We start from the raw sequence: 25,785 nt of genomic DNA on the forward strand, positions 1-25,785 counted from the left end.
CGATTTTACGCATTTTCGACAAAGAAAGAGTGGCCGCAATGCAAAGATATTTCATTCCAGCCGGAGATTTCGGTGCGGATTCCGTCGTGATTACAGGCGACGATGCCCATCATCTCGCGCGTGTCATGCGTGCCGAAGAGGGCGACCGCTGCATCTGCAGCGACGGCGCAAGCCGTGAAGCGATCGTCGAAATTACGGCGGTCGACAAAAACCGCGTCGAAGCGAAAATCGTCGAGACGCTGGAAATGAGCGCGGAGCCTGCCGTCGAGGTATGGATCGCGCAAAGTCTGCCGAAGGGCGACAAGATGGAGACGGTCATCCAGAAGGGGACCGAAATCGGCGCCGCGCGTTTTCTGCCGTTCGTGTCCGAACGGACCGTCGTCCAGTATGATTCGAAGAAAGAAGCCAAGCGCACCGAGCGCTGGAATAAAATAGCCAAGGAAGCGGCGGAGCAGGCGCACCGGAACCGGATTCCGGTCATCGAGCCCGTGCTTTCGTGGAAGGCTCTTTTGAAGCTGGTGTCCGAAGCCGCTGACGGCGCCTGGATCTGTTACGAGAAAGAAGACGGATTCGGCATCGGAACGGCGATCCGCCGTTATTTCGGATCCCGGGACGGCCGTACGGACGATACCGGTGCTCCGCGGATAGCGGCGGAGGGAGCCGGTGCGGACGCTAGGCCGGCCAGGCTGCTGCTGCTCGTAGGCCCCGAAGGCGGATTCACCGAGCGGGAGGTCCGCGAGGCCGAGGCTGCGGGCTGCGTGTCCGTGTCGCTCGGACGGAGAATTTTACGCACGGAGACGGCCGCTATGGTCGGACTTGCGTGCATCCTATATGAATCCGGAGAGATGGGAGGATAAACATCATGTCAACTGTGGCATTTCACACCTTGGGGTGTAAAGTTAATTTTTACGACACGGAAGCGATCTGGCAGATGTTCAAAGGCGAAGGGTATGAACAGGTCGATTTTGAACAGACGGCGGACGTTTACGTGATTAATACGTGTACCGTTACAAATACCGGCGACAAGAAAAGCCGCCAGATGATCCGTCGTGCCGTGCGGCGCAATCCGGAGGCCATCGTGGCCGTTACGGGCTGCTACGCGCAGACTTCGCCTGCGGAAATCATGGCGATTCCGGGCGTCGATCTCGTCATCGGAACGCAGGACCGCGACAAAATCATTTCCCTGGTGAAGCAGTTCCAGCAGGAGCGCCAGCCGATCAACGCCGTGCGCAACATTATGAAAACGCGCCAGTTCGAGGAACTCGACGTGCCGGACTTTGCCGACCGCACCCGCGCGTTTCTGAAAATTCAGGAAGGCTGCAACAATTTCTGCACCTTCTGCATCATCCCTTGGTCGCGCGGCCTTATGCGCAGCCGGGAACCGGAGAGCGTAGTCAAGCAGGCGCATATGCTCGTTGACGCGGGCTACAAAGAAATCGTGCTGACGGGTATTCATACCGGCGGCTACGGCGAAGATATGGAAAATTACAGCCTGGCCCGCCTGCTGTGGGACCTGGACAAGGTGGACGGCTTGAACCGGATCCGGATCTCCTCGATCGAAGCGAGCCAGATTACGAACGAAGTCCTGGAAGTGCTGGGCACCTCCGATAAAATGTGCCGTCATCTGCACATTCCGCTCCAGGCCGGCAACGACCAGGTTCTGGCACGGATGCGCCGCAAATATACGACCGCCGAATACGGCCGTAAAATCGAGCTGATCCATAAAGCGCTGCCGGGCGCGGCCATCACGACGGACATTATTGTCGGCTTCCCGGGCGAAACGGACGAAATGTTCCGGGAAGGTTATGCTTTTATGGAACAAATGAAGTTTGCGGAAATGCACGTGTTCCCGTATTCCAAACGGACCGGAACGCCTGCGGCGCGTATGCTGGACCAGATCGACGAAGAGATCAAGAACGCACGCGTTCACGAGCTGATCGACTTGTCGGAGAAAATGCAGCTGGATTACGCCAAGCAATACGTAGGCAAACAGCTGGAAGTTATTCCGGAGCGCGCCTACAAAGGTGCGGCCGAAGACAGCGGCCTGCTGATGGGCTACAGCGACAACTATATGCAGATGGTATTCGAAGCGCCGGAAGAGATGATCGGCCGGGTATGTACGGTGGAAGTGCAGGAAGCCGGCGTGAACGAATCCAAAGGCAAGCTGATCCGCGTGGCGGAAGAGCAGTCCGCGTCCGCGAACCGGATCAAAGCTATTGTCTGAGAAACGTGGTTAGCGGGTTGACAGACCTTGGGCACGGTGTTAAGATGGGGTACAATTCCATTGATTTCCATCTACCGGACAGCCGGAGACATAAGCGAGAGCTTAATGTTTCCGGCTTTTTTTGCGTAGCGGAGAGGGGTGAAGCGGGCGGACCTCAGAAGAGGCGGCACTTTGCGGGAAAGGGGGTTTGAATAAATAAAAGTATCTCACACGCTTTAAATCCGACTAAATATATGTGAAAAGTATTATATGATATGTGGAAGATTGAACATAAAGGAGCGGGGAACATGGGAAACGCGGTTCGGGAAGTGGAATTCGGCTGGTTTATTCCAACCACCGGGGACGGCAAGTACATTGGAGTCGAGCCGGAAAGAGAATCATCCGCCGGCTATATGATCCAAGTTGCGCAAGCGGCGGAAGAAGCGGGCTTTACGTTCGCCCTCATCCCCACAGGGGGATCGTGCCTGGATGCCTGGATTGTCGGCTCCATCGTCGCGTCGCATACGAAGACGCTCAAGCCCTTGGTGGCGATGAGGCCGGGGCTGATCGCGCCCGTGCTTGCCGCCAGAATGGCCGCCACGCTCGACGTCCTGTCCGGCGGCCGGGCGCTGATCAACGTCGTGACGGGCGGCTCTCCGTCTGACTTGGCGGCAACGGGCGATCCGCTCGCGAACGATCATGACGAGCGGTACGTGCGCACCCGCGAATTTCTGCATATCGTCCGGAGCGTGTGGACGCGCTCAAACGACGGCGGCGAGAAATTTCTGGCCGGCGGCGGGTACAAGTACGGCGATTCGGAGAAGGTCGAGTTCAGCGGGAAGTACTACCGCCTCGAAGGCGGAGCGGGACTGCCCCTGCCCGTGCAAAAGCCCTATCCGCCCCTCTATTTCGGAGGAAGCTCCGAAGCGGGCAAGCGGACGGCCGTCGAAACCTCCGATGTCTACCTGATGTGGGCGGAGCCTATTGACTGGATACGGGAGCAGATCCGGCAAGTGGAGGAGATCCGGGCCGAAGTGAAGGCGTCCACCGGGAATGAGCGGGAGCTTCGTTACGGGCTGCGCGCGCAGGTGGTCGTCCGGGAAACGGAGGAAGAAGCCTGGAAAGACGCGTGGGACATTATTTCCAAAGTCGACGACAGCGTGATCGAATGGTCCAGCCACCGTTTTAAGGAAACGGATGCGACGAATCAGCAGCGGCAAAACTCGCTCCGGGAAAGCTCACGTGCCAACGGATATCTCATCGGGCCGAATTTGTGGGCGGGCATTTCCATTGTACGCGGCGGCGGAGCCATGACGTTCGTCGGCAGCGCCGAGCAGGTGGCGGACCGTCTGCTGGAATTTACGGATATCGGCATCTCTTCGTTTATTCTTTCGGGATATCCGAATCTGGAAGAAGCCCGTATTACGGGGGATTTGCTGCTGCCGGTTTTTAAAAGAAAACTGGCGGAGCGCGGAGCCACGGCAGACATCGCTTTTTCCGGGCGGAAGGAGAAGATTGAGGCATAGGTTCCAGGCGGCCTTACGGGGGACCGATCCGGAGGAAAGGGGGGAAAGGATGAAAGCTGCAGGCAAAAGGCACTCGGCGGCGGATGGCAGGGGCGCATACCGGTGGGCCTTGCCTATTGCGTTTCTGATGATTCTGCTGCTGCCGGGCTGCATCGGCAGGGGGGAACAAGCTTTAACGGAAGGCGCGGCCCCGGCGGGAAAAAGTGGGAAGGACAAAGTGACGGTCAGCATCGGAATCCAGCAGAGCCTGGGGCCGCTGCTTATCGCCCGGGAGAAGAAATGGTTCGAGGAAGCATTCGCCGAAGCGGGGGCGGAGGTCAAGTGGCAGGAGTTTCAAAGCGGCCCTCCCCACTTCGAGTCCATTACGGCCGGGCGGCTCGATTTCGGGATCGTCGGGAACGGACCTGTCATCGCCGCCCAGGCAGGCAAGGTTGAATTTAAAGAAATCGCCGTAAGCGGCGACGGCAAGAAGGGGAACGCGATTCTCGTTCCGAAAGGCAGTCCGCTCAAAACGGTGAAAGACCTGAAAGGCAAAAGGATTGCCGTGGCCAAAGGGAGCAGCGGCTGGATTTTTCTGTACAGAGCGATCGTCCAAGCCGGTTTGAAGCCCGATGACATTAAAATTGTCCAGCTTCAGCCGGATGAGGCGAGGCCCGCGTTTCAGACGGGGGCGGTGGACGCCTGGGCGGTCTGGGAACCGTTTATAACGAATGAGGTCGTGGCGGGAGGAGCGTCGGTGCTGGCGGACGGAAAGCAGCTCGATCTTCTCGGGCCGGGCTTTATCGTGGCGCGCAGCGAATTTGCACAGGAGCATCCGGATTTGACGGTGCTTTTCTTAAAAACGTACGAAAAAGCCAGACTTTGGCTGACGGAGCATGAGGAAGAAGCGGTAGGTATTTTGGCCAGGGCCAAAAAGCTGAACCCCGATATTGTCCGGCAGGTGCTGGACAACCTCGAACCGATGAACGCGGTCATAACTCCGCAATTTGTGGAAGCGCAGCAGTCGACGGCGGATTTTATGCTGTCGCAGGACGCGATCAAGCAGAAGATCGACGTCACCCGGGTGGTGGATAATTCGTTCATCGAGCAGGCGCTGAAGCAGGCTGCGGCAGGCAAATAAGCGGCAGGGAGATCGTAAGCACATTCATTTGTTTGAGCTTTCCGGAGTACCGGAGAGCGGCGGCACAATTTTTTATCGGATAGGAAAATAGAGAGAAATGAAGCTGCGGATCGGCCGCCTGCAGGGGCGGAGATCCGTTTTTTCATGGGCAAAAACGCGACGTGTGTTTAAAACCTGTTTTTCCGGTGGTAATAGGTAGCAGGCATGTTACATACACAGCTGGATGGAGGGGGACGCATGACCGACACCGAGCAGACGGATAAGCCCGGAAAAAAAGACCGAACGACACCGAAGAAGAAGAGAAAAGCGCGTAAAATAGCCGGTTTTGTCGTTCTGGGAGCGTTAGTCGTTGTACTTGGTGCAGGAGCGTGGGCAGCGAAGACGGGGATCGAGATGTACCGGCAGACGGATCTTTCGAAGCTGGCGCAGGAGCCGCCGATGCCGCTGCGGGTTTACGATGCGAATAAGGAGCTGATCACGGAGCTGACCAATTCCAGAATGGAATATGTTCCGTATTCGGCGTTTCCGAAAATGCTCACGGATGCGATTGTTGCGGTGGAAGACTCCCGGTTTTACGAGCATGACGGGATTGATTACAAAGGTCTGAGCCGCGCGTTGTTTACAAATGTGAAAAACGGGGAGGTTGTGCAGGGAGGGAGTACGATTACCCAGCAGCTCGCCAAAGTGAAGCTGTTCAGCTCGGAGCAGACGCTTCAGCGTAAAATCAACGAAGCGGTCGCAGCGCTCAAGATCGAGAACAATTACGGCAAAGAGCAGATTCTTGAGCTGTACCTCAATTACATTTATTACGGGCGGGGGGCGTGGGGGATCGAGCGGGCTTCGCAGATCTATTTCGGCAAAAAGACGCCGGAGCTTACGCTGGCGGAAGCGGCGCTGCTTGCGGGGCTGCCCAAGTCGCCGAATGCGTATTCGCCGCTTAACAATCCCGATAAGGCGAAAGAACGCCGGGACCTTGTGCTCAGCATGATGGCGTCTCAAGGGAAAATTACGGCGGAAGAGCGCGATCTTGCCCAGAACGAGCCTATTAAGCTGACGGAGAATACGTCTTTGTCGGCAAGCAACAAGTATCCCACTTACGTGGATTATGTCATTCAGGAAACGCTGGATAAAACGAAAATGTCCGAGCAGGACATTTTATCGTCGGGGCTGGAAATTTACACGAATCTGGACCCGAAAGTCCAGGATGCGGCGGAAGCCGTCTACCGGGACAAGAAAAATTTCCCCGGGGACAAAGGCGGGCTGCAGAGCTCCGTTGTCGTTCTGGATGCGAAAACCGGCGCGGTTAAAGGGCTGGTCGGCTCCCGCAGCGAAACGAAGGAGTTCCGGGCGTTTAATTACGCGACGCAGCTTCAGCGCCAGCCGGGCTCGACGATCAAGCCGCTTGTCGTATACACCCCGGCGCTGCTGGCCGGATTCAAGCCCCAGGATCTGATCAACGACACGGAAACGGAATTCGCCGGAGGCTACAAGCCGAACAATTACGGCCACCGTTTCCATGGCTGGGTGACGATGGAGGAAGCGCTGGCCCAGTCATACAACATTCCCGCCGTGGCGATGATGAAGGAAGTGGGCGTCGAGAAGGCGCTGGCGTTCGGACGCAAAGCCGGGCTTCCGCTGGAAGACGATGACCGTGGTTACGGCCTTGCCTTGGGCGGCATGAAATACGGAACTTCTCCGCTTGTAATGGCGCAGGCGTACACGATGTATGCGAACGGCGGCAATCTGGCCCGCGCTTATGCCGTCACTCAGGTAAAGGACCGCAGCGGCAACGTTATTCTGGAGCAGAAAACGAATACGGAGCGCGTAATCGACGCCAATACGGCGTACACGATGTCGGAGATGCTCCAGAAAGTCATTACGGAAGGTTCGGGCCGCAACGCAAGGCTTAACCGCGATGTGGCGGGCAAGACGGGTACGACTCAGCTTCCCGATGTAGCCGAGTTCCGAACTTCATCCGGAGGCGTTATCGACGGCTCCAAGGATGCTTGGTTTGTCGGCTATACGCCGGAGCTGGTGACGGCCGTCTGGGTCGGTTACCCCGTTACGAACCGCGAGCATTACTTGACGACAGGCGGAGATAAGCTTCCGGCCGCCATCTTCCAGAAAATCATGAGCCAGGCGCTCAAGGGAAAGCCGGTCACGGCATTCAAAGCCCCCCAAGGCTACCGCCTTGCTGGAGGAAAAATCCAGCGGATCAACGGAGAAAACGGCAAAGCCTACGCCTCGGCAGATTCCAGAGAGCGCAAAAGCGGAAGTCGCACGCGGACGGCGGATTCCACGGCGGGGGAATCTCCCGCGACTGCGACGCCGTCTCCGTCACAAACGCCGGTAGAAGGAGCGGGCGCCACTCCCGGAGGGAAAGAGACTCCGGCGGGCACCGGCAGCCCGCCTCCCAAGGACGGGACGGCAAGCGTGAAGCCTCCCGCCGCGGGCAGCGAGCCTCCGGAAGGCACGGCGAAGCCTTCCGGAGAAGTAACCCCGTCGCCTTCGCCGGGAGTCAAACCGCCCTCCGGAGAGGCAACGCCTTCGGCTTCCGCGAAGCCGACTCCGAAGCCTCAGGCGAAGAAGGAGGAGGGCGCTGGAGTAAGCGCCGCCCGGCCGAGCCCCGTTCCTTCGCCTTCTCCGTCCGGCGCAGGAACGGCTGTCGGTTACTGAACCGGCAGGAGCTTGGCTGAGACGGGAAATGTCCTGAAGGACGGAGTCCGTTTGGCCCATGAGGATGCCGAGAGAGTATCCTTTGCCATCAAGAAACCGCGTTTATCGCGGTTTTTTTTGTGCGCGAAATGAGGGTTTTACTTGGGGATTGAAAGAAATCTTACCAAGGAAATCCGCTGAAAATCCGAAGGCTCGCAAACCTAAATAATGGGGAGCGTGAACGCAAAGCGGCAATGTGAAGCAATTCCGAAACAAGCCGCGAACGTAAACCGGGAGAAAGCAAGGCTTAAAAGTAAAACTGAAAAGCCAAAAACGGAAAAGCTAAAAACGGAAAAGCTAAAAACGGAAAAGCTAAAAACGGAAAAGCTAAAAACGGAAAAGCTAAAAACGGAAAAGCAAAGCCCAAAAGCAAAACGAAAAGCAAAACGAAAAGCAAAACGAAAAGCAAAACGAAAAGCAAAACCCGCTCACTATAACGTGAGCGGGCTCTATTTTATAAACAGGCATGAAATATTTGAGTCCCAAAATTACTGTCTTAGTTTAGACCATGTGGCGGAACCGACGATTCCGTCCGAAGTAAGCGAGTTAGCCGTCTGGAACTTCTTCACGGCCGTTTCCGTACCGCTGCCGAAAATTCCGTCGGCCGTGACCGTGTAGCCTTTTTTGGTCAGCAGGCGCTGAAGAACTTTCACTTCATCGCCGGAGCTGCCCGAGCGGAGCACGGTCGTCGTGGTGGAGAGCGCGTCCAGCTTGGCATTGGTCGCCACGCCTACGATCCCATCGGAAGTCAGGCCGTGCGCGGACTGGAACTGCTTCACCGCGGTGTCCGTGCCGCTGCCGAAGATGCCGTCCGTGGATACCGTGTAGCCGACTTTGTTAAGCTGCTGCTGCAGCTCCGTTACTTCCGGCCCCTGATCTCCGAGTCTCAGCACGCCGTCGTCCGGTGTGGTGGAGCCGCCAGCAACGATATGGTGAACGCCGTCGGTCGTCGGAAGCGGGAAGCTGAGGCCAGCCTGGGCCGCCACGTCTCTCAACTGGCTGTTGACGAACGTTCTGCCGTTCAGGGCGTTGCCCGCCGAGTCTCTCACGGTGGCGTCAAACGCGATGCCGCGGGTGTGCGGAGCGGTATTGCTGGGTCTCGCGACTTCCGTGCCGAGTCCGTGCGCCGCTTTTTCCGCCGCCACGCAGGACGATTTGGAAGCATTCTGTACGATTTCATACAAATGCCGCTGATACTGGTATGGACGGTAAGCCGAGTTGAACGTGATCGTCCAGTTTTTCTGCTTCAGCAGGCTGACGTACTTGTCCCGTTTTTGAATCAGGACGGGGTCTACATTGTCCCAGATTACTTTTTCTCCGTTTTCCATTCTGATTGCGAGAGGATCCGTCATATTCGACAAATATCCCCCGCACGTCTCGGTTGCGGATGCGGAGTTGGCTATCATCAGGGAAGAGAACATGAGGCCCGTACACGTGACTGCGATCATTGATTTTTTTCCTAACATAAGTTACCTCCAGTAAATATAAATTTGGGAAAGATACCCAACTATAATTAAACAAAATAAAAGTTTTATAAGCAATAAATTCCATATTAAGATTTTATAAACATAATTTCGGAAGTTTCTTCTCTAAAGAAAGCTCCTAAAATTTGATACACCCGTAAGAACAAGGCCGCTTCTCAAAAAAAAGAAGCCGTGCGCGTGATGCACCGTTGCTTGTCTCCCCGTATATTCGGTAGAATGTAACAATGACCCGGCTCAGGCCGGAGGCCGAAAGGATGGTTCCGATGAAGGAGATTTCAGGAGGCGGCGTTGTGTTCCGCAAGCAAGGGGAACGTACGGAGGTGCAGCTGATTCAGGACCGATTCGGGAAAATGACGCTGCCCAAAGGAAAAATGGAGCCCGGCGAAACGATCGAGGAAACGGCGCTGCGGGAAATCGCGGAAGAGACCGGCATTACGGGCCGGATCGTGGAACCGCTGGACGTTATCGCCTATCGCTACGAGCATCCCGACCACGGTATCGTGGAGAAGGAAGTGCACTATTATCTGGTGGAAGCCATCGGCGGCGATCTGCAGGCTCAAATTGAAGAAATCAGCGGAGTGGAATGGATGAATCCGGAAACGGCCTGGAAGAAGCAGGCGGAATCGGGATACGATAATAACGACGGGGTTGTGCTTGCGGCGCTGCAAAAACTCGGATACGAGGTGAGGCTTGTATGACGGCGGCTCTCGATCTTGCGTCTTATATCGATCACACGCTCTTGAAACCGGATGCGCAGAGCGGCGCTGTCCGTAAGCTGTGCGGGGAAGCGAAGGAGTTCGGCTTCTACAGCGTGTGCGTGAACAGCGGGTGGGTGCCGCTGTGCCGGGAGGAGCTTCAAGGCACCGCGGTGAAAATATGCGCGGTCGTCGGTTTTCCGCTTGGGGCGTCTCTGCCGGAGGTTAAAGCTTTCGAAGCGGTAAAAGCGGCAGAGCGCGGCGCCGAAGAAATCGATATGGTTCTGGCGGTCGGCAGCCTGCTGGAAGGAAACGCAGAAGCGGTAAGAGACGATATCCGGCAAGTCGTGGACGCCGTGAAAGGCCGGGCGATCGTAAAAGTGATTCTGGAGACGGGATTCCTGAGCGACGAGCAGATTGTGCTCGCCTGCCGTCTTGCGGAGGAGGCCGGTGCCGCTTTCGTCAAAACGTCAACCGGGTTCGGACCCGGAGGCGCGACTGTTGAGCACGTGCGTCTGATGCGGCAATCCGTATCATCCTCGGTACGCGTCAAGGCTTCCGGCGGGGTACGCGATCTGGAAACGGCCCGCAGCATGATCGAAGCCGGAGCGCAGCGTCTGGGCACAAGCTCCGGCGTCGCCCTCATGTCCGGGGCTGCAGGTTCTTCTTCCTACTGATGGGGAGATAGCAGAACGGCAGCGCAATCAGCGAACTGGCCACGTTAAAAAGCGTCTGGGCACGGGCGATCTGAGCCGACGGATCGGCGGTCATCCAGGACGAGACTTCATGAAGCAGGCCGATCAGCGGGAAGAAGAGCACCGTGCCTCCCACGTTGAGCAAAATATGCGACCAGGCGACGAAAACGCCCGCCCGTGTGCCGCCTACACTGGCGAGCCAGGCGGTTACGCACGTTCCGATGTTGGAACCCAGCGTGAGGGCGATGCCGAGCTCCGGCGATATGACGCCGCCGGCAGCAAAGCCCATGGCCATCGCGATAACCGCACTGGAGCTGTGAATCAGGGCGGCGACGGCCGCGCCGGCAATGACGCCCCACAGCAGGCTGACTTTGGCCTGCTCGATAAACCAGGCGAACAGGCCCAGGTGCTGGAGGGCCGGACCAATGCTCTGCATGATCCGGATGCCGATCAGCACGAGGGCGAAGCCGGCCGCGGCCAGCGCCGCATAGCGGACGGCGTGCAGCCAGCCGCTCGCGGCGGGCGGCTCCTGCGCGGGGCCTTGGGCGCCGGCCTGCGGGGCCGCCGGGCGGACGACCTCCTGCGCGGGGGAGGGCCCGTGCGCCTGCGTGCGCACCGCCGGACGAGCGCGGTCCGGCGCCGGGCGGGAACCCGCTGCGGGGCCGCCCGCGTGCGCCGAGCCGGCAGGCCGTTCCCCCGCGCGGCCGCCGCTTCGCTGAACCGGCGCCGGAGTGCCGGCCCGGCCCGTCTTTGCGCCGCCGGAAGCGTTCCCGCCGCCGACCGCCGCGCCGGCTCGGCCCCGGGCCGGACCCGGCAGCCAGCTGGCGAGCCACACGGCGCTGGACGCCAGAAGCAGCGGCAGCGCGGCGGCGCCGAGGTTCAGCCCGATCAGCTCGGTCGTCAGGCACGTGCCGATGTTCGTGCCGAGTATGATGCCGAGCGTTCTCGGGAAGGTCAGGACGCCGGCGTTGACCAGGCCGATCGAGATCACCGTAACGGCGCTGGAGCTTTGAAGCAGCGCCGTCAGCGCGGTTCCGGTGACGAGGCCGTGGGCCGGGGTCCGGGTGGCGGTTTCGAGAAACCGGTATATACGGGGCCCGGCCAGCTGGTTCAGGGCGAGCTCCATCATCTTCATCCCGAAGAAGAAAACAGACAGCCCGGCGAGTAAGGGAAGAGCCAGTGATAGCCACATAGATCCTGCTCCTTTGATCGTTATTCCGTGAATAACGGGTTGTCTTAGCAGTATATGAACGGGCGGGTGAGGGCATGACAAGCACCCCTGCCCGCCCCGATCGATTTGAAGTGCTTCCCGTCCGGGCAGGACGGGGGGCTTTGGCAGGAGGAAGGAGCCTTACAATGGCAGCAATCGTTTTACAGAAAAAAAGAAAAAAACGGCTTGAACAGGGTCATCCCTGGATCTTCGCGAGCGAAATCGAACGCGTGGAGGGAGAGGCCGTTCCCGGTCAAGTCGTGGAAGTGCGGTCCCATGCCGGGCAGCCGCTCGCATCGGCTTACTATAATCCGAAGTCACAGATTACGGGACGCGTAGTCAGCTATAAGCCGCTTGAAGCCATGACGAAGGAGTTTTTTGTCGAGCGTTTCGAACGCTGCGCCAGACACCGGTCGCGGTTTTTGCACGATTCGGATTCTTACCGTCTCGTATACGGGGAAGCGGATTTCCTCCCGGGGCTTACCGTCGATAAGTTTGCGGACGTGCTCGTCGTGCAGATTTTGACGCTCGGCATGGATGTATGCCGGGAAGCGATCACGGCCGCTCTGGCGGAAGTGTTCGCACCGCAGGGCATTTACGAGCGCAGCGACGTTCCGGTGAGAGAGCTGGAAGGTTTGACGCAGACCACGGGTCCGCTTTACGGGGAATGCCCGCGGTACGTCCGCATTCTCGAGAACGGCCTTCAAATCGAGGTCGATATCGAGCAGGGACAGAAGACGGGCTATTTCTTCGACCAGCGGGAAAACCGCGCGGCAACCGAGCCGCTTATGAAGGGCTGGGGAGCCGAAAGCGGCATCAAGGTCCGCGAGGTGGAGCACGAGGGACGCCAGCAGCGGCTGCCGGTCAACGCGAACGGCAAGGTCGTCACGTTCCCGTACTGGGACGGCGCCACGGTGCTCGAATGCTTCTCGCATACGGGAAGCTTTACGCTGCATGCCTGCAAATACGGCGCGAAGAAAGTCACCTGCCTGGACATTTCCGAGCATGCGGTGGAGAGCGCCCGTACGAACGTCAGGCTGAACGGGTTTGAAGACCGGGTGGAATTCGTCGTGGCCGACGCATTCGACTATCTGCGCAAGCAGGTGAAGGGAGTCGAGGAACGGCGTCAGAGGGCGTCGGCCGGCCAAGGCGCCAAGGTCGACACCTCCAAACCGGTCGGAGAAGGACGGACGTGGGACGTAGTCATTCTCGACCCGCCCGCGTTCGCGAAGACACGCGGCGCCGTCGAGGGCGCCTGCCGCGGCTACAAAGACATCAACCTGCACGGGATGAAGCTGGTCAACGAAGGCGGCTATCTGGTGACGGCGTCCTGTTCGTATCACATGGCGCCGGAGCTGTTCCTGGAGACTGTCCACGCGGCCGCCGTCGATGCCGGAAAGATACTCCGCCTGGTCGAATTCCGTGCCGCGGGCAAAGATCATCCGCGCCTGCTCGGAGTCGACGAAGGAAATTATTTAAAGTTCGCCATCTTTGAAGTACGGAGCCGCTGACCGCGGTCTCCGGCTTTTTTTATTCCGGCATCCGGCGTGGTACAATAAAAGAGGGAAAAAGCATACAGACAAGCAGACAACACGAGACCCGGAGGGGATTGGATTGGTAACGTTTAAAGATATCGTGCCTTTTATGGATAATGTGCGCCGGCAGCTTACGGAAGTGCTGGACTCGTTCGGTCCGGACGAAAAGCGGCTCCGCGAGAAGCCGGACGGCTGGACTGTGACCGAAGTGGTGGAGCATCTGGCGAAGCTGGAAGGAATGATCCTGCACCAGCTTAAGCAGGTTGTGGGCCGGACGCCGGCCGGACCGTCCGAGCCGCTGGACGATAAGGTGACGGACGTGATGGGCATTCTTCAAGCCAGCGGCATTATCGGCAAAAAGATCGAAGCGCCGGACCCGGCCAAGCCGACGGGCGCCCTGTCTTATGAAGAAGCGCTGCAAAAGCTGGATGAAGTCCGCGCGGCGACGAAGGCGCTCATTCCGAAGCTGGCCGAGCGGAACACCAACGATCTTCTGTTTCCTCATCCGTCGGGCTTTGAAATGAACGCCGCCCAGTGGGCGCATTTTATCGCTATTCACGAGACGGCCCACGTCAATCAGCTCAGAAGAATCCGCGAAGCCAACCGCTGATACGGCGGCAGGCGGAATAAACCGCTCGGGGCGAAAGCCCTGCGGCGGTTTTTTTGCGTCCGGAAAGCGCGTTTGTATGATACAATGGCAAAGATCGCCACTCTATAGAAATTCGGATGGACACCATGGCCCAAACACGAAAAAAGAACAAAAAAACGGTCTCTATTTTTCTTTTTCTGCTGATTGTACTCGTCTCGGTCGTCGCCAAAAACACCGGTCTGTTCGACGGCGGGACGGGCAAGAGCCCTGCTGCCGATCTGACGATCTATTTTCCGAGCGAGAAGTATCCGGAAACCGCCAAACACATCAAAGACGCGGTGGCAAAAGGCGCGTCGCCCGTCTGCACGATCGACCGGAAGGGAGCCGATGAGAACCGCAGGCAGTCCCTGGCCGGTGTCGCGACCAAAAAAAATTACGACCGCGACGAATGGCCGATGGCCATGTGTGCCGAAGGCGGCAAGGGAGCGGATATCGCTTATATTAAACCCGCGGACAACCGGGGAGCCGGATCGTGGATCGGCAATCAGCTAGATAAACTTCCCGATGGAACACGGGTCGAGATCGTGGTAAAGTGAAGAGTCGGAACGTCAATGACGGAATTTAATTTGTACAAACAGGGGAGTTAATGAAGATGGGTAAAAGAAAGAACGCAGGCGCCGAGTCGCTGGACAAGCTGGATTACCGGGTTAAGGTCCTTTTGAAAGAATGGGCCGGACTCAGCGGCTTTTACGGATATAAATCCATGAGCCTGGACGAGATTCTGGAGCTGTTGAACACGGAAGGCTGGGAAACCAGAGTCGATAAATCGGATCCTTCTGTCAGAGGAGTGGTTATGATTAAAGAAGATACCGTGCGGAAGGCGAAATTTTTCCTGGATGACAAAGGAAGAGCGCTGAAGGCCGATTAAAAACAAGCGAAAACAAAAAACAACCACTGAAGAAACGATCAGTGGTTGCTGCGTTTTCCGGCGTCCGTTTAAAAAGACGGATAAAGACTGACGGGACCCAGACTGCCGTAACTGCCTTGAAATTCTCCCTGGATAACATACGTTCCCGGGGCCAAGTAACCTACGGATAATTCTACCGGGCTTGGAACGGCCGGACCGATAGTTACGGTTTTGGAGAAGACGGGGCTATGCTGACCGTTCGGGCTCTTGGAATAAACCGTTAGCTGGACGATTTCGTCCTTAGCACTCCACAGCCCTACGCTCGCTTTGTGCGGCGCAGCCTGGCTGACGTACAGGTCGTGGGAGACGGCCGTATAGGCTGCCGATGCGTTGGCGGAAAAAGCGAAAAAAACGGCAAAGATCAGGATGACGATTTTTTTCATTCGTTTACCTCCTTTCCTGCTTATAAGAGAATAGATTTCGAATACTCCTGGTCATTTTACCATATATAGGTTTATTTGTCTGATTTATCTTTCCCGACTAACTGACGAGAAGTGATGAAAGCATGACGTATTTTATACATATCTTTCTCAATAATATCGTGCCGCTGGCCGTGATGATTCTGATCGGCGCGGCGATGTTCCGGGCTTTTCACCTGGATATCAAAACATTGTCAAAATTAAATTTTTACGTGTTTGCACCTGCGTTGGTTTTCGTCAAGCTGTACGAATCGGAGCTGTCTGTGGCGATTCTCGGTCAGGTGCTGCTGTTCTTCCTCCTGTTTTTCACGGCTATTTCCGTGATGACCGAAATATTCGTGCGCATCCGGAAGTACAAGGGCGGAATGAAAGGAGCCATGCGCAACAGCATTATTTTTTACAACAGCGCCAATTACGCGATTCCGCTCAATCAGATGGTATTTGTCGGGGATGCATTTACCTTATCCGTGCAAATGATCGTGATGATGATGCAGAATCTGCTGCCCAATACGCTCGGTGTATATAACGTAAACGCGCACAAGAGCAGCTGGAAAGATATTGTGAAAACGGTCGCTTATCTGCCGACGATTTATATGATTCCGCTCGCTTTCGTTCTGCGCCATTTTCAGATTCCCGTTCCCCAGCCGCTCAGTATTCCGCTGCATTATATCGCGGACGGTTTTATGGCGACGGCGCTTCTCACCCTGGGTGTGCAGCTCGGCGGAATGAAATGGTCTTTCCGGTTCTCCGACGTGCTCTGGTCCAATTTCCTGCGGCTGTGCATGGGCCCGCTGATCGGTCTCGGCGTTGTATACGCGCTGGGACTTCACGGCGTGATGGCGCAGGCGCTTGTCCTGTCGTGCGCGGTTCCGACCTCCCTCAGCAGTGTCCTGCTCGCGGTCGAGTACGACAACGAGCCCGAGTTTTCTTCACAGGCCGTGTTTATGTCTACCGTGCTCAGCATGTTTACGGTTACGCTCGTGATTTACCTTCTGCCTTATATCGGATAAACGGGCTGGACGTAAACCCGGGACGCTTGATGCAAAAGAATGCCGGACAACTGCGGGGTTTGTCAGCCGGACAGCCGTGCACACGTATACTTGACGACGGGACAGGCATGCTTGTAAGAGGCAGCGCGGATAAGCCGGACGCAGGACAAAATTAGACGTCGGACACTTACAGGTCCTTATTTTACGGAATGGTACCGATACGAATGGAGGAATTTCCATGCTCAAAAACATAAAATCGCAGAGGGACGAGGAGAAGGTAAGGGAACTGCTCGGCTATGCCGTGTTTCCGGACCCTGAATCGGTGGACAAGACGGTGGAATTCTACGGGCAGGCACCGGAGCGCGAGCTGTACGGCTACGAATCGGAAGGCGACCTTATCGGCTTGATCGGCTTTTCGGCGGACGCGGAAGGGACGCTTACGATCCATCATCTGGCCGTGCATCCGGAGTGCAGAGGAGCCGGCTACGGCCGGGGGCAGATCCTGGAGCTGATTCAACTCCAGAAGCCCCGGGTAATCGTGGCGGAGACGGACGAGGACGCCGTCGATTTTTACCGCAGCATCGGATTTACGGTGAGTTCGCTGGGAGAGAAATATCCCGGCACCGAAAGATTCGTCTGCCGCTACGAGGCGGAGCCGGAAGACGAAGAGTAGGCGGAGCGCTCTCGTTCCGAGGTGCGGCGCGTGCTTTTTCGGGATATAGGTGGTAAGAAGGGCGGTCCCCGGACCGTCTTTTTTTTATGCGCAAAAGTGTCTGACCGCGGGTGCGCCGCCGTCTCCGTAACGAAATGAAAAGCCAAGTGACACTTGGGCGGGGGGATACATACAATAGTACACGGCCAACAGGTTTGGAGGGGGTTCGGATGTTGGGTTCAATTGTCGGGAGCATCAAAATAAACAGCGTATCTAACAGCTCTAATGTACAGATCGGAAATGCCGCCTATATCGTGATGTCCAGCAACAACAAAATGAACGGAGGAAGCAACTCGTTCTCCCCGGGTGACAGTTTCGGCAGCATTACCAACGTTCCCAATAACATTACGAATGACCGTGATATCGTTGAAGGAAACAGCGCCGCCGCCGTGTAAAATTGGAAATAGTCCCATGTCCGCCCGCTTGCCTTCCCTCTCTCAACTTATGGTACAATAGAGCGATAGAGAACATAGATTCCCCATGGGGCAAGTAACAAGGCGAAAGGGGCGTGCCCGAAAATGCCCGTACGTTTTATAACCGGCCGTGCAGGGAGCGGCAAGAGCAAGCTCTGCATGGATGAAATTATAGAGAACTTGAAGGACCGGCCCGAGGGGCCGCCCTTGATTCTGATCGTTCCCGAGCAGGCGACCTTTCAGACGGAGCTGGCGCTTGTCGACCATCCCGACGTGGGAGGAACGATACGCGCGCAGGTGCTCAGCTTCCGCCGTCTGGCCTGGAGAGTGATGCAGGAGAGAGGCGGAACGGCCCGCCAGCCGATTGACGAAGTCGGGAAAAAGCTGCTGCTTCACAAGCTTTTACATAAGCGGAAGGGCGACCTGCGCTTTTACCGGTCGGTCTACGAGCAGACGGGTTTCGTCGACCGGCTTAATGACCTGTTCGCGGAGTGGAGGCGCTACTGCGTGACCGGAGAGAGTCTCCGCGAGCATGTGGACAGATACGACGATTTTCTCGGCAGTAAGAAGCAGCTCCTGCGGGATAAAATGCGGGATCTCCAATTGATTTACGGGGCTTTCGAACACGAAATTTCGCTCCGTTATCTCGACGGGGAAGGAACGCTATCCAAGCTGGCCGAAGAGCTCGGGCAGTCTTCGCTTATTCGGGACGCGCAGATTTGGATCGACGGGTTTCACGGCTTTACGCCCCAGGAGCTCATGGTGGTGAAGGAGCTGTTTGAGCACGGTGACCGTACCACGGTGTCGCTCTGCGTGAACCGGCCTTATTATGCCGGAGAGACTCCGGACGAGCTGGATTTGTTCCACCCGACGGCACGGACGATGGTGCAGCTCCAGGAGCTGGTGGATGCTTTAGGCGCCGGACCGGCCGAAACCGTCACCGTTAAGCCTGTCCTGCCGCCCCGGTTTGCCGCAAGTCCCATGCTCGCGCATCTGGAGAGCTCGTTCGAGCAGCGAATCGGGCGTTACGGCAGCCCGTATCTTCCGGCCGGACCCGGCGAACGGGAGCAGTTGTCGCTGTATGCCGCCGTCAACCGCAGGGCCGAGGCCGAAGGCGTTGCCCGCGAGATGACGAGGCTGGCCCGTGAACAGGGAGTGCGGTGGCGGGATATGGCCGTGATGGTCCGCAATATGGCGGACTATGAGGATCTGCTGGAGACCGCTTTTACCGATTACGGGATTCCGCACTTTTTTGACCAGAAAAGAACGGTGCTGCATCACCCGCTTGCGGAATTTATCCGCTCGGCTCTGGAGACGGTTTTGCATAACTGGGGATACGATGCGGTATTCCGCTGTGTAAAAACGGACCTGCTCCTGCCTTGGAACGGAGACGCCGATGACAGGGCAAAGACGCTGACGGAGCAGCGTTCGGCGATGGACCGCCTGGAGAATTACGTGCTTTCCTACGGGATCCAGGGAAACCGCTGGACCGACGGCAGGCCGTGGACGCACCGCAGCCGGGCCTCGCTGGAAGACGAGGAGAAGGCGGCGAATGAAGCGGAGGAGCTGTATCTGCAGGAAATTCAGCAGACCCGGGAATGGGTGGCGGAGCCTCTGCTGCGTTTTCAGAAAAATCTCAAACGGGCCAAAACGGTCCAGTCGCGCACGCAGGCGCTGTACGAGCTTCTCGAAGACGTGCATGCGCCGGAGCGGCTGGAGCAGTGGTATGCCGAGGCGGCCGAAGGCGGCCGGCCGGAGAAAGCCCGGGAGCACAGCCAGATCTGGGGCAGCCTGATGGACCTGCTTGATCAGCTTGTCGAGCTGATGGGCGAGGAAGAAATATCGGCCGAGCTGTACGGCGAGCTGCTGGAAACCGGACTGGAGAGCATCAAGCTCGGTCTGGTGCCTCCGGCGCTCGACCAGGTTCTGGTCGGAAGCATGGACCGCACCCGCTCCATGAAAATCCGGTACGCGTTCATACTCGGCGTTAGCGACGGAGTCATTCCGGCGTCGCCGACCGAGGACGGCGTGCTGGCCGAAGCGGAGCGTGAGCTGCTGCTGCAGACGGGACTGCCGATGGCGGACGGCAACCGCCGGAGGCTGCTCGACGAGTCCTTCCTAATCTATTCTTCGCTTGCCGTTCCGAGCGTACGGCTGTCGTTGTCTTACCCGCTTGCCGATGAAGAAGGCAAATCGCTGCTTCCTTCGGAACTGATCCGGCAGGTGAAAGGATTATTTCCGGAACTGCGGGAAATCCAGTGGATGGGCGAGCCTTCGCCGCTTATGTCCGCAGAGGAGCAGCTTTCCTATATGCAAAATCCGTCGCGGGCCATGTCTTACCTCGGAGTCCAGCTGAAGCAGTGGATGAGAGGAGCGGCCATCGGGGACTTGTGGTGGGGCACCTACAACTATTTTGCGGGAGAGCCGGAGTGGAGAGGCAGCATGAACCGCCTCGTTCAGGGGCTGCTTTATGCCAACCGGGAGGACAAGCTGCCACGGGAAACGAGCCGTCTTCTGTACGGACGTCATCTACGTGCGAGCGTATCCCGGATGGAGCGCTACGTAGCATGCCCGTTCGCCCACTTCCTGACGCACGGCCTCAAGCTCAAAGAGCGCCGGGTGTTCCATCTGGAAGCTCCCGATATCGGGCAGCTGTTTCACGGCGCGCTCAACTTGTTCGTACGCGGTCTTCAGGAGGACAAGGTCGATTGGGCGAGTCTGAGCACGGAAGAAACCTACCGCCGCACATCCGACGTCGTCGACCGGCTTGCGCCACGGCTGCAGGGCGAAATCCTTCTGAGCTCGAAGCGGTACCGGTATATTTCCCACAAGCTCAAGCAGGTCGTGGGCAAAGCGGCCGTCATGCTGGGCGAACACGCGAAGCGCAGCCGGTTTGCACCGGTAGGGCTGGAGATCGATTTCGGACCGGGCGGCATGCTGCCCTCCCTGACCTTCCAGCTCGACAACGGATGCACGATGGAAATTATCGGCCGGATCGACCGGGTGGACCAGGCGCAGGGAGACAGCGGTCTGCTGCTGCGCGTGATCGATTACAAGTCAAGCCCGACGGCACTGGATTTGTCCAGTGTTTACTATGGTTTGTCTCTTCAGATGCTCACCTATCTGGACGTGATTCTGACCCATGCCCCCCAGTGGCTCGGCATGAGCGCGACACCGGCAGGGGTGCTGTATTTTCATGTGCACAATCCTCTGCTGCAATTCACGAACGGCATGACCGTGCAGGATGTGGAGAAAGAACTGCGCAAGCGCTACAAGATGAAAGGGCTCCTTATGGCGGACCCGGAAATCGTAAAAATGATGGACAGCGACCTTGCGGGCGCAGCGGGGCACTCCCAACTCGTACCGGCCGCCTTATCCAAGGACGGGGGCTTTTATAAATCGTCCTCCGTCGCTTCGGAAGAGCAGTGGGATACCCTGCGCGGTTTTGTGCGGGACCGTATCCGCGATATCGGCACGGAGATTACGGAGGGACGGGTGGATATCACCCCGTACCGCACGGGCAATAAAACGGCCTGCCAGCACTGTTCTTACAAGGCGGTGTGCCAGTTTGATCCGGCGCTGGACGGCAACGAGCCCAAACATCTGGCCAAAATCGGACGCGAGCGCGTCTGGGCCGAGCTTACCAGGAAAGAGACGGGAAGCGGAAAGGAGGAGCAAGACCGATGACAACGACACCGAGAACAAAGCCTCCGGGAAGCACGTGGACGGATGAGCAGTGGGATGCCATTGCTCTGCGTGGACAAAACATGCTTGTGGCGGCTGCGGCCGGTTCGGGGAAAACGGCCGTACTGGTCGAGCGGATTATCCGCCGCATTTCCGACGAGGCTGCTCCCCTGGATGTGGACCGTCTGCTCGTCGCGACCTTTACGAAGGCCGCCGCAGCCGAAATGAAGCAGAGAATACGGGAGGCGCTGGAGAAAGAACTGACGGCACATCCCGATTCCCAGCACTTGAAGCGGCAGCTCGCCTTGATGGGACGGGCTTCCGTGACGACCCTTCATTCCTTCTGTCTGGAAGTGATCCGCAGGCACTACAGCCTTATTCGGCTCGATCCCGGGTTCCGCATCGCCAACGAAACGGAAGCGGAACTGATGCGGCACGACCAGCTCGAAGAGATGATGGAGCAGTATTACGGGGAAAGCGGAGAAGACAGCCCGTTCTGGCGGCTGGTCGATACGTTCGGCGGCGAGCGGAGCGACGTTCCCCTTCATCTGCTCATCCAGAAGCTGTACGACGAGTCGCGGAGTCATCCGTGGCCGGAACATTGGCTGCGCGAGATGGCGAATATGTTCGGGCCGAAGAACTACGAACTGATCACGGGAAGCGATGCTTCCGGTGAAGACGAGCGGACGGCCGCCTTGGCGGAAGTAAGCGAAGGGTATGCGGAAGCGGCTGCGGCCGTTGATGCGGCTGCTAATTCGGCTACGGCAGGGACCACGGAGCAAGCCGCTTCGGCTACTGAGGTGGAACCTGTGCAGCATCCGGCAGCGGAACGGACGCATCCCGACGATCCGGGCGGCAGGGAGACGACCGAACGGATGGCGGCAGAGCGGGCGGAGACTTCGGCGGCTTTGGAGTCAGAGGGCCTGACGCAGGAGCTGGTGCCGGAAGCTGCGGCAACCGGGGCGGCTTCTTCGGCAGGTATCGAAGGTTCCGAAAGCGAGGGGGCCGAAAGCGCGCTTGCTGCGGACAATAAGGTTAACGCTGGACGGAGCGAAAACGAAGGGGAAGGGGCAGGCGCTTCAGCCGAGTTCTGGCTTAAGGGGCTCACCGACGATGTCCGTCTGGAGCTTCAGGGGACCGCCGAGCTCTTGAAGCAGGCTCTCGAAATTACCGCTCAGCCGGGCGGCCCGCTTCCTTACGCGACAGCCGTGCAGGATGATCTGACCATGGTCGAAGGACTGGCGGATATCGCCGGGAACTACCCGTGGGAGATCCTGTTCCGCGCGTTTCAGTCCGTGTCTTTCGGCAAGCTCAAGCCGTGCAAGAAAGACGAAGTGGATCCGCAGCTCCAGGAACAAGTGAAGCAGCTGCGCAGCCGGGCCAAGGAACGCATTACCTCTCTCCAGGAGGAATTGTTCGGGCGGCCGCCGGAAAAGTTTCTGGAGGAAACGCGGGAAATGGCGCCCGTCATTCACGCGCTGGTCGATCTCGTTATCGACTTCGGGGGGCGCTACAGCAAGGCCAAGGCCGCCAAGGGTCTGGTCGATTTCGCCGATCTGGAGCATTTCTGCCTGCGTATTCTGCGCGCCGAAGAGTCTGCGCCGGATCACCTGGTTCCTTCACGGGCGGCGCTTGAATACAGGGAGCAGTTTGCGGAGGTGTTGCTTGACGAATACCAGGACACGAACCGCGTCCAGGAAGCGATCGTCGAGCTGATTGCCGAGCCGCTCCCGGGCAACCGCTTTATGGTCGGCGACGTGAAGCAGAGCATTTACCGCTTCCGTCTGGCGGAGCCGGGGCTTTTTCTGGAGAAGTACAAAAGCTTCACCGGGGACGGCAGGGGTCCGGGAAGACGGATCGACCTGGCCCGGAACTTCAGGAGCCGGGCGGAGGTAGTCGATGCCGTCAACTTTATTTTCCGGCAAATCATGAATGAGGGCGTCGGCGACATTGCTTACGACGAGCGGGCGGAGCTGGTGAACGGCGCGTCTTATCCTGCGGCCGAAGGCCAGAATCTGTCCGTCGAAATGATGCTTATCGACCGTGCGGCCGCCGCACAGGCGTCCGCCGGGGATGAGACCGATGGGGAGGAAGCGGCCGGGGAGATTCCGGCTGAGGAGCAGGAGGGCGAACCGGGCGGCATTTTGGAAGGCCAGGAGCTGGAAACCGCCCAGATGGAAGCCCGGGCGATCGCCCGCAAAATACGGGCCATGCTGGAACCGCAGGACGGGCAGCCGTACCTCGTGTACGATAAGCGGTCCGGTTCCATGAGGCCCGCCACGTATCGGGATCTGGTTATTCTGCTGCGCGCCACCCAGCAGTGGTCTCCGATTTTCATAGAAGAATTAAGACAGCTAGGCATACCGGCTTATGCCGATTTGAATACAGGATATTTTACGGCGACGGAAGTCGAAGTCATGCTTTCCCTGCTGAAAGTGATCGATAATCCGTATCAGGACGTTCCGCTTGCGGGCGTCCTCCGTTCTCCGATTGTCGGTCTGACGGCGGATGAACTGGCTTCCCTGCGTATATCCGGCAAAAATATCCCGTTTTACGAGGCGGTCCGGGCCTACGCCCAAGGAAGCCGTCCCCCGGGAAATGCAGATGGCGGAAACGGCTTGGGAGATGCTGCCGAGTGGAAGCCGGACGAAGAGCTGCGCGGCAAAATCGCGGACTTTCTGCGGCGCCTGGAGGAGTGGCGGAGCGAAGCCCGGCAGGGAGCGCTCGCTCGTCTTATCTGGAAGGTATACGGGGACACCGGCTATTTCGACTTCGTGGGAGCGATGCCCGGAGGGCAGCAGCGCCAGGCGAATCTCCGCGCGCTCTACGACCGGGCGAGACAGTATGAGAACACCTCGCTGCGCGGGCTGTTCCGGTTTCTCCGCTTTATCGAGCGGATGAAAGACACCGGAGGCGACCTAGGGACCGCCCGGGCGCTGGGCGAGCAGGAAGACGTCGTGCGGATCATGTCCATCCACAAGAGTAAAGGACTCGAGTTTCCGGTCGTTTTCGTGGCCGGACTCGGCAAAATGTTCAACCAGCGCGACCTGCTCGATCCGTTCCTGATCCACAAGGAACTGGGCTTCGGTCCGCGCTTTGTGGATACGGAGCTGCGGGTCGGCTATCCGACTCTTCCGCAGCTTGCGATCCGGCGCAGGATGCGCATCGAGACGCTGGCCGAGGAGCTTCGCGTCCTGTATGTGGCGCTGACCCGGGCCCGGGAGAAGCTGTTCCTGCTCGGAACGGTCCGCTCGCTGGACAAGCAGCTCCAGGGCTGGGGCAGGCACCTGGAGAAGAACGGCTGGGCGCTTCCGGATGACGAAGTGGCGCGTGCGCGAAGCTACATGGACTGGCTGGGGCCGGCTCTCATGCGGCACAAGGATGCGTCTTTGTGGAGAGAGAAGGCCGGGCTTCTGGAACACAATCCGCCGGCGCTGGCGGCTGACGGCTCCAAGTGGAGTTTTGAAGTGATTGCGCCCGAGGAGCTGGCGGCTATGGGCAAAGCCGACGAATCCGTCACGATTCAGGCGGACCGGATGGAGGCGCTGAAGCACCTGAACAAGGTGCCGACTTTTACCGGGGAATGGGACGTTGCGCTTGCGAAATCGCTGTCGTGGACGTATCCGTTTGCCCAGGCGACCGCTTACTTTTCCAAAACGTCCGTATCCGAGCTGAAAAGACAGGCAGACCGTACGACGGCTTCCGATCACGAAGAAATTCCGTCGGCCGAGCTGCTGCCGGCAACGGGGAGCGGACTTATACTGCCGACCCGGCTGCTGAAAATGGCGGGAGCGGCGGAAGCTTCGCGGCTGAACGGGGAGCACTCGCCCGGTACGCCTGCTTTTCCAGGCGATACGGAAGGGAACCGTACCGGAGGGAATTCTCTTATCCGTCTGACGACGTTTATGGACGGACCTGCGCTTATAGGGGCGGCAGAACGGCGTGAGCGGGAAGCGGCAGAAACGTGGGACGCACAGGAGCCGCAAGAGACGCGGGATGCGCAAGACATGCAAGACACGCGGGATACGCAAGCGGCAGGAAACATGCAGGGCCGGGAAAGGCCGCAGCTCACACAAGCGGCATGGAACGCGCAGGAATCGCAATCGGCAGAGGACACTCAAGCATCTAGCGAGCCGTTTGATCCTCCCGATGAAGCAGACGGCGAAGCTGCGTCCGGTGCTGCTATACCGGGTACGCCTTCGGCCGCTTCCTCGGCAAGAACGTCGCTTCTGAGACGTCCCCGTTTTATGGAGGAGAAGAAATTGACCTCTGCGGAACGGGGAACCGTTTATCACGCCGTCATGCAGCATATGCCGCTGAAGGAAGTGACTCCGGCGGCGGTGGAAGCTGTCATCCGGGAGATGACCGATAAGGAACTGCTTACCCCGGCTCAGGCGAGAGCGGTGGATGCGGAGATCCTTGCGGGCTTTTTCCGGACGGATATCGGCTCGAAGCTTGCCGCCTCTACCCGGGTATGGCGTGAAGTGCCCTTCAGCCTGGGGCTTCCGGCCGGCCGTGTCTACCCGAATGCGGATGCGTCGACCCGCCAGGAAACGGTGCTTGTGCAGGGCGTGATCGACTGCCTGTTCGAATATGACGGCCACCTGATCATGCTCGATTACAAGACGGACCGCGTTAAAGGCACAGGCCTTGAAGCGCTGCGCGAAAGATACCGGATTCAGCTCGGATTGTACGGGCAGGCGGTGGAAAAAATCTGGAAGCGCAAGCTTGCGGGAACGTACCTGTTTTTCTTTGACGGCGGGCATGTGGTGGAAATTTGAACGAAAGAGGCCGGACGAGCCGCTCGGTAAGGGCGGACCGGCCGTTTT

19 protein-coding genes are annotated in these 25,785 nt (G+C 58.3%); 16 read left to right on the forward strand and 3 right to left on the reverse strand.

What is annotated here, in order from left to right; genetic code table 11:
- Positions 1-38: 38 nt before the first annotated feature.
- The 5 genes from C4S74_RS01045 to C4S74_RS01065 all read left to right on the forward strand — a co-directional run bounded on the left by C4S74_RS01045 (position 39) and on the right by C4S74_RS01065 (position 7,525).
- Positions 39-857: a 16S rRNA (uracil(1498)-N(3))-methyltransferase gene (locus tag C4S74_RS01045; protein WP_103993522.1), complete on the forward strand. Its 819-nt coding sequence runs from the start codon at positions 39-41 to the stop codon at positions 855-857.
- Between the two features lie 5 nt (positions 858-862).
- Positions 863-2,224: a tRNA (N(6)-L-threonylcarbamoyladenosine(37)-C(2))-methylthiotransferase MtaB gene (mtaB, locus tag C4S74_RS01050; RefSeq protein ID WP_103993523.1), complete on the forward strand. Its 1,362-nt coding sequence runs from the start codon at positions 863-865 to the stop codon at positions 2,222-2,224.
- A gap of 287 nt (positions 2,225-2,511) precedes the next feature.
- Positions 2,512-3,729 carry an LLM class flavin-dependent oxidoreductase gene (locus C4S74_RS01055; RefSeq protein WP_103993524.1) on the forward strand — a complete coding sequence of 406 codons (1,218 nt, stop codon included), beginning with the start codon at positions 2,512-2,514 and terminating at the stop codon, positions 3,727-3,729.
- A 49-nt stretch (positions 3,730-3,778) separates the two neighbouring features.
- Positions 3,779-4,849, forward strand: a complete 1,071-nt coding sequence (locus tag C4S74_RS01060; protein ID WP_103993525.1) for an aliphatic sulfonate ABC transporter substrate-binding protein — start codon at positions 3,779-3,781, stop codon at positions 4,847-4,849.
- Positions 4,850-5,086: 237 nt separating this feature from the next.
- The gene (locus tag C4S74_RS01065; RefSeq protein WP_103993526.1) at positions 5,087-7,525 is read left to right on the forward strand and encodes a transglycosylase domain-containing protein; all 2,439 of its coding nucleotides are present in this window, start codon (positions 5,087-5,089) and stop codon (positions 7,523-7,525) included.
- A 527-nt stretch (positions 7,526-8,052) separates the two neighbouring features.
- On the opposite strand, the gene C4S74_RS01070 is transcribed toward C4S74_RS01065, so the two are convergent.
- Positions 8,053-9,012, reverse strand: coding sequence for a peptidoglycan-binding protein (locus C4S74_RS01070; RefSeq protein ID WP_258042346.1), 960 nt, complete (start codon positions 9,010-9,012; stop codon positions 8,053-8,055).
- A gap of 290 nt (positions 9,013-9,302) precedes the next feature.
- Between C4S74_RS01070 and C4S74_RS01075 the strand changes: the two genes are divergently transcribed.
- A complete protein-coding gene (locus C4S74_RS01075) occupies positions 9,303-9,746 on the forward strand; it encodes an NUDIX hydrolase (RefSeq protein WP_103993528.1) in 444 nt (147 codons plus the stop codon).
- Positions 9,743-10,420, forward strand: a complete 678-nt coding sequence (gene deoC / locus C4S74_RS01080; protein ID WP_103993529.1) for a deoxyribose-phosphate aldolase — start codon at positions 9,743-9,745, stop codon at positions 10,418-10,420. The genes C4S74_RS01075 and deoC overlap by 4 nt, the downstream gene beginning before the upstream one ends.
- Here deoC and C4S74_RS01085 read toward each other — a convergent pair.
- On the reverse strand, positions 10,386-11,630 hold the full coding sequence (locus C4S74_RS01085; protein WP_103993530.1) for a Na/Pi cotransporter family protein: 1,245 nt from the start codon (positions 11,628-11,630) through the stop codon (positions 10,386-10,388). The genes deoC and C4S74_RS01085 overlap by 35 nt on opposite strands.
- 164 nt (positions 11,631-11,794) lie before the next feature.
- On the opposite strand from C4S74_RS01085, the gene C4S74_RS01090 reads away from it, so the two are divergent.
- From C4S74_RS01090 to C4S74_RS01105, 4 genes are all read left to right on the forward strand, one after another.
- On the forward strand, positions 11,795-13,159 hold the full coding sequence (locus tag C4S74_RS01090) for a class I SAM-dependent rRNA methyltransferase (protein ID WP_103993531.1): 1,365 nt from the start codon (positions 11,795-11,797) through the stop codon (positions 13,157-13,159).
- A 103-nt stretch (positions 13,160-13,262) separates the two neighbouring features.
- Positions 13,263-13,793, forward strand: a complete 531-nt coding sequence (locus tag C4S74_RS01095) for a DinB family protein (protein ID WP_103993532.1) — start codon at positions 13,263-13,265, stop codon at positions 13,791-13,793.
- A 125-nt stretch (positions 13,794-13,918) separates the two neighbouring features.
- On the forward strand, positions 13,919-14,368 hold the full coding sequence (locus C4S74_RS01100; protein WP_103993533.1) for a NucA/NucB deoxyribonuclease domain-containing protein: 450 nt from the start codon (positions 13,919-13,921) through the stop codon (positions 14,366-14,368).
- A 56-nt stretch (positions 14,369-14,424) separates the two neighbouring features.
- Positions 14,425-14,700 carry a hypothetical protein gene (locus C4S74_RS01105; RefSeq protein ID WP_103993534.1) on the forward strand — a complete coding sequence of 92 codons (276 nt, stop codon included), beginning with the start codon at positions 14,425-14,427 and terminating at the stop codon, positions 14,698-14,700.
- 68 nt (positions 14,701-14,768) lie between these two features.
- Here C4S74_RS01105 and C4S74_RS01110 read toward each other — a convergent pair whose 3' ends face one another.
- Positions 14,769-15,122 (reverse strand): hypothetical protein, encoded by a 354-nt coding sequence (locus C4S74_RS01110; protein ID WP_103993535.1) that lies wholly within the window; start codon positions 15,120-15,122, stop codon positions 14,769-14,771.
- A gap of 122 nt (positions 15,123-15,244) precedes the next feature.
- Between C4S74_RS01110 and C4S74_RS01115 the strand changes: the two genes are divergently transcribed.
- The 5 genes from C4S74_RS01115 to addA all read left to right on the forward strand — a co-directional run bounded on the left by C4S74_RS01115 (position 15,245) and on the right by addA (position 25,737).
- Positions 15,245-16,168, forward strand: a complete 924-nt coding sequence (locus tag C4S74_RS01115) for an AEC family transporter (protein WP_103993536.1) — start codon at positions 15,245-15,247, stop codon at positions 16,166-16,168.
- 217 nt (positions 16,169-16,385) lie between these two features.
- Positions 16,386-16,820, forward strand: a complete 435-nt coding sequence (locus tag C4S74_RS01120) for a GNAT family N-acetyltransferase (RefSeq protein WP_103993537.1) — start codon at positions 16,386-16,388, stop codon at positions 16,818-16,820.
- 209 nt (positions 16,821-17,029) lie between these two features.
- Positions 17,030-17,254: a spore germination protein gene (locus C4S74_RS01125; protein ID WP_103993538.1), complete on the forward strand. Its 225-nt coding sequence runs from the start codon at positions 17,030-17,032 to the stop codon at positions 17,252-17,254.
- A gap of 123 nt (positions 17,255-17,377) precedes the next feature.
- A complete protein-coding gene (gene addB / locus C4S74_RS01130; protein ID WP_103993539.1) occupies positions 17,378-20,959 on the forward strand; it encodes a helicase-exonuclease AddAB subunit AddB in 3,582 nt (1,193 codons plus the stop codon).
- Positions 20,956-25,737 carry a helicase-exonuclease AddAB subunit AddA gene (gene addA, locus C4S74_RS26895; RefSeq protein WP_258042347.1) on the forward strand — a complete coding sequence of 1,594 codons (4,782 nt, stop codon included), beginning with the start codon at positions 20,956-20,958 and terminating at the stop codon, positions 25,735-25,737. The genes addB and addA overlap by 4 nt, the downstream gene beginning before the upstream one ends.
- Positions 25,738-25,785 lie beyond the last annotated feature (48 nt).

Origin of the sequence: Paenibacillus sp. UNC499MF (assembly GCF_900107975.1) — a bacterium.
Classification (GTDB): Bacteria; Bacillota; Bacilli; order Paenibacillales; family NBRC-103111; genus Paenibacillus_F.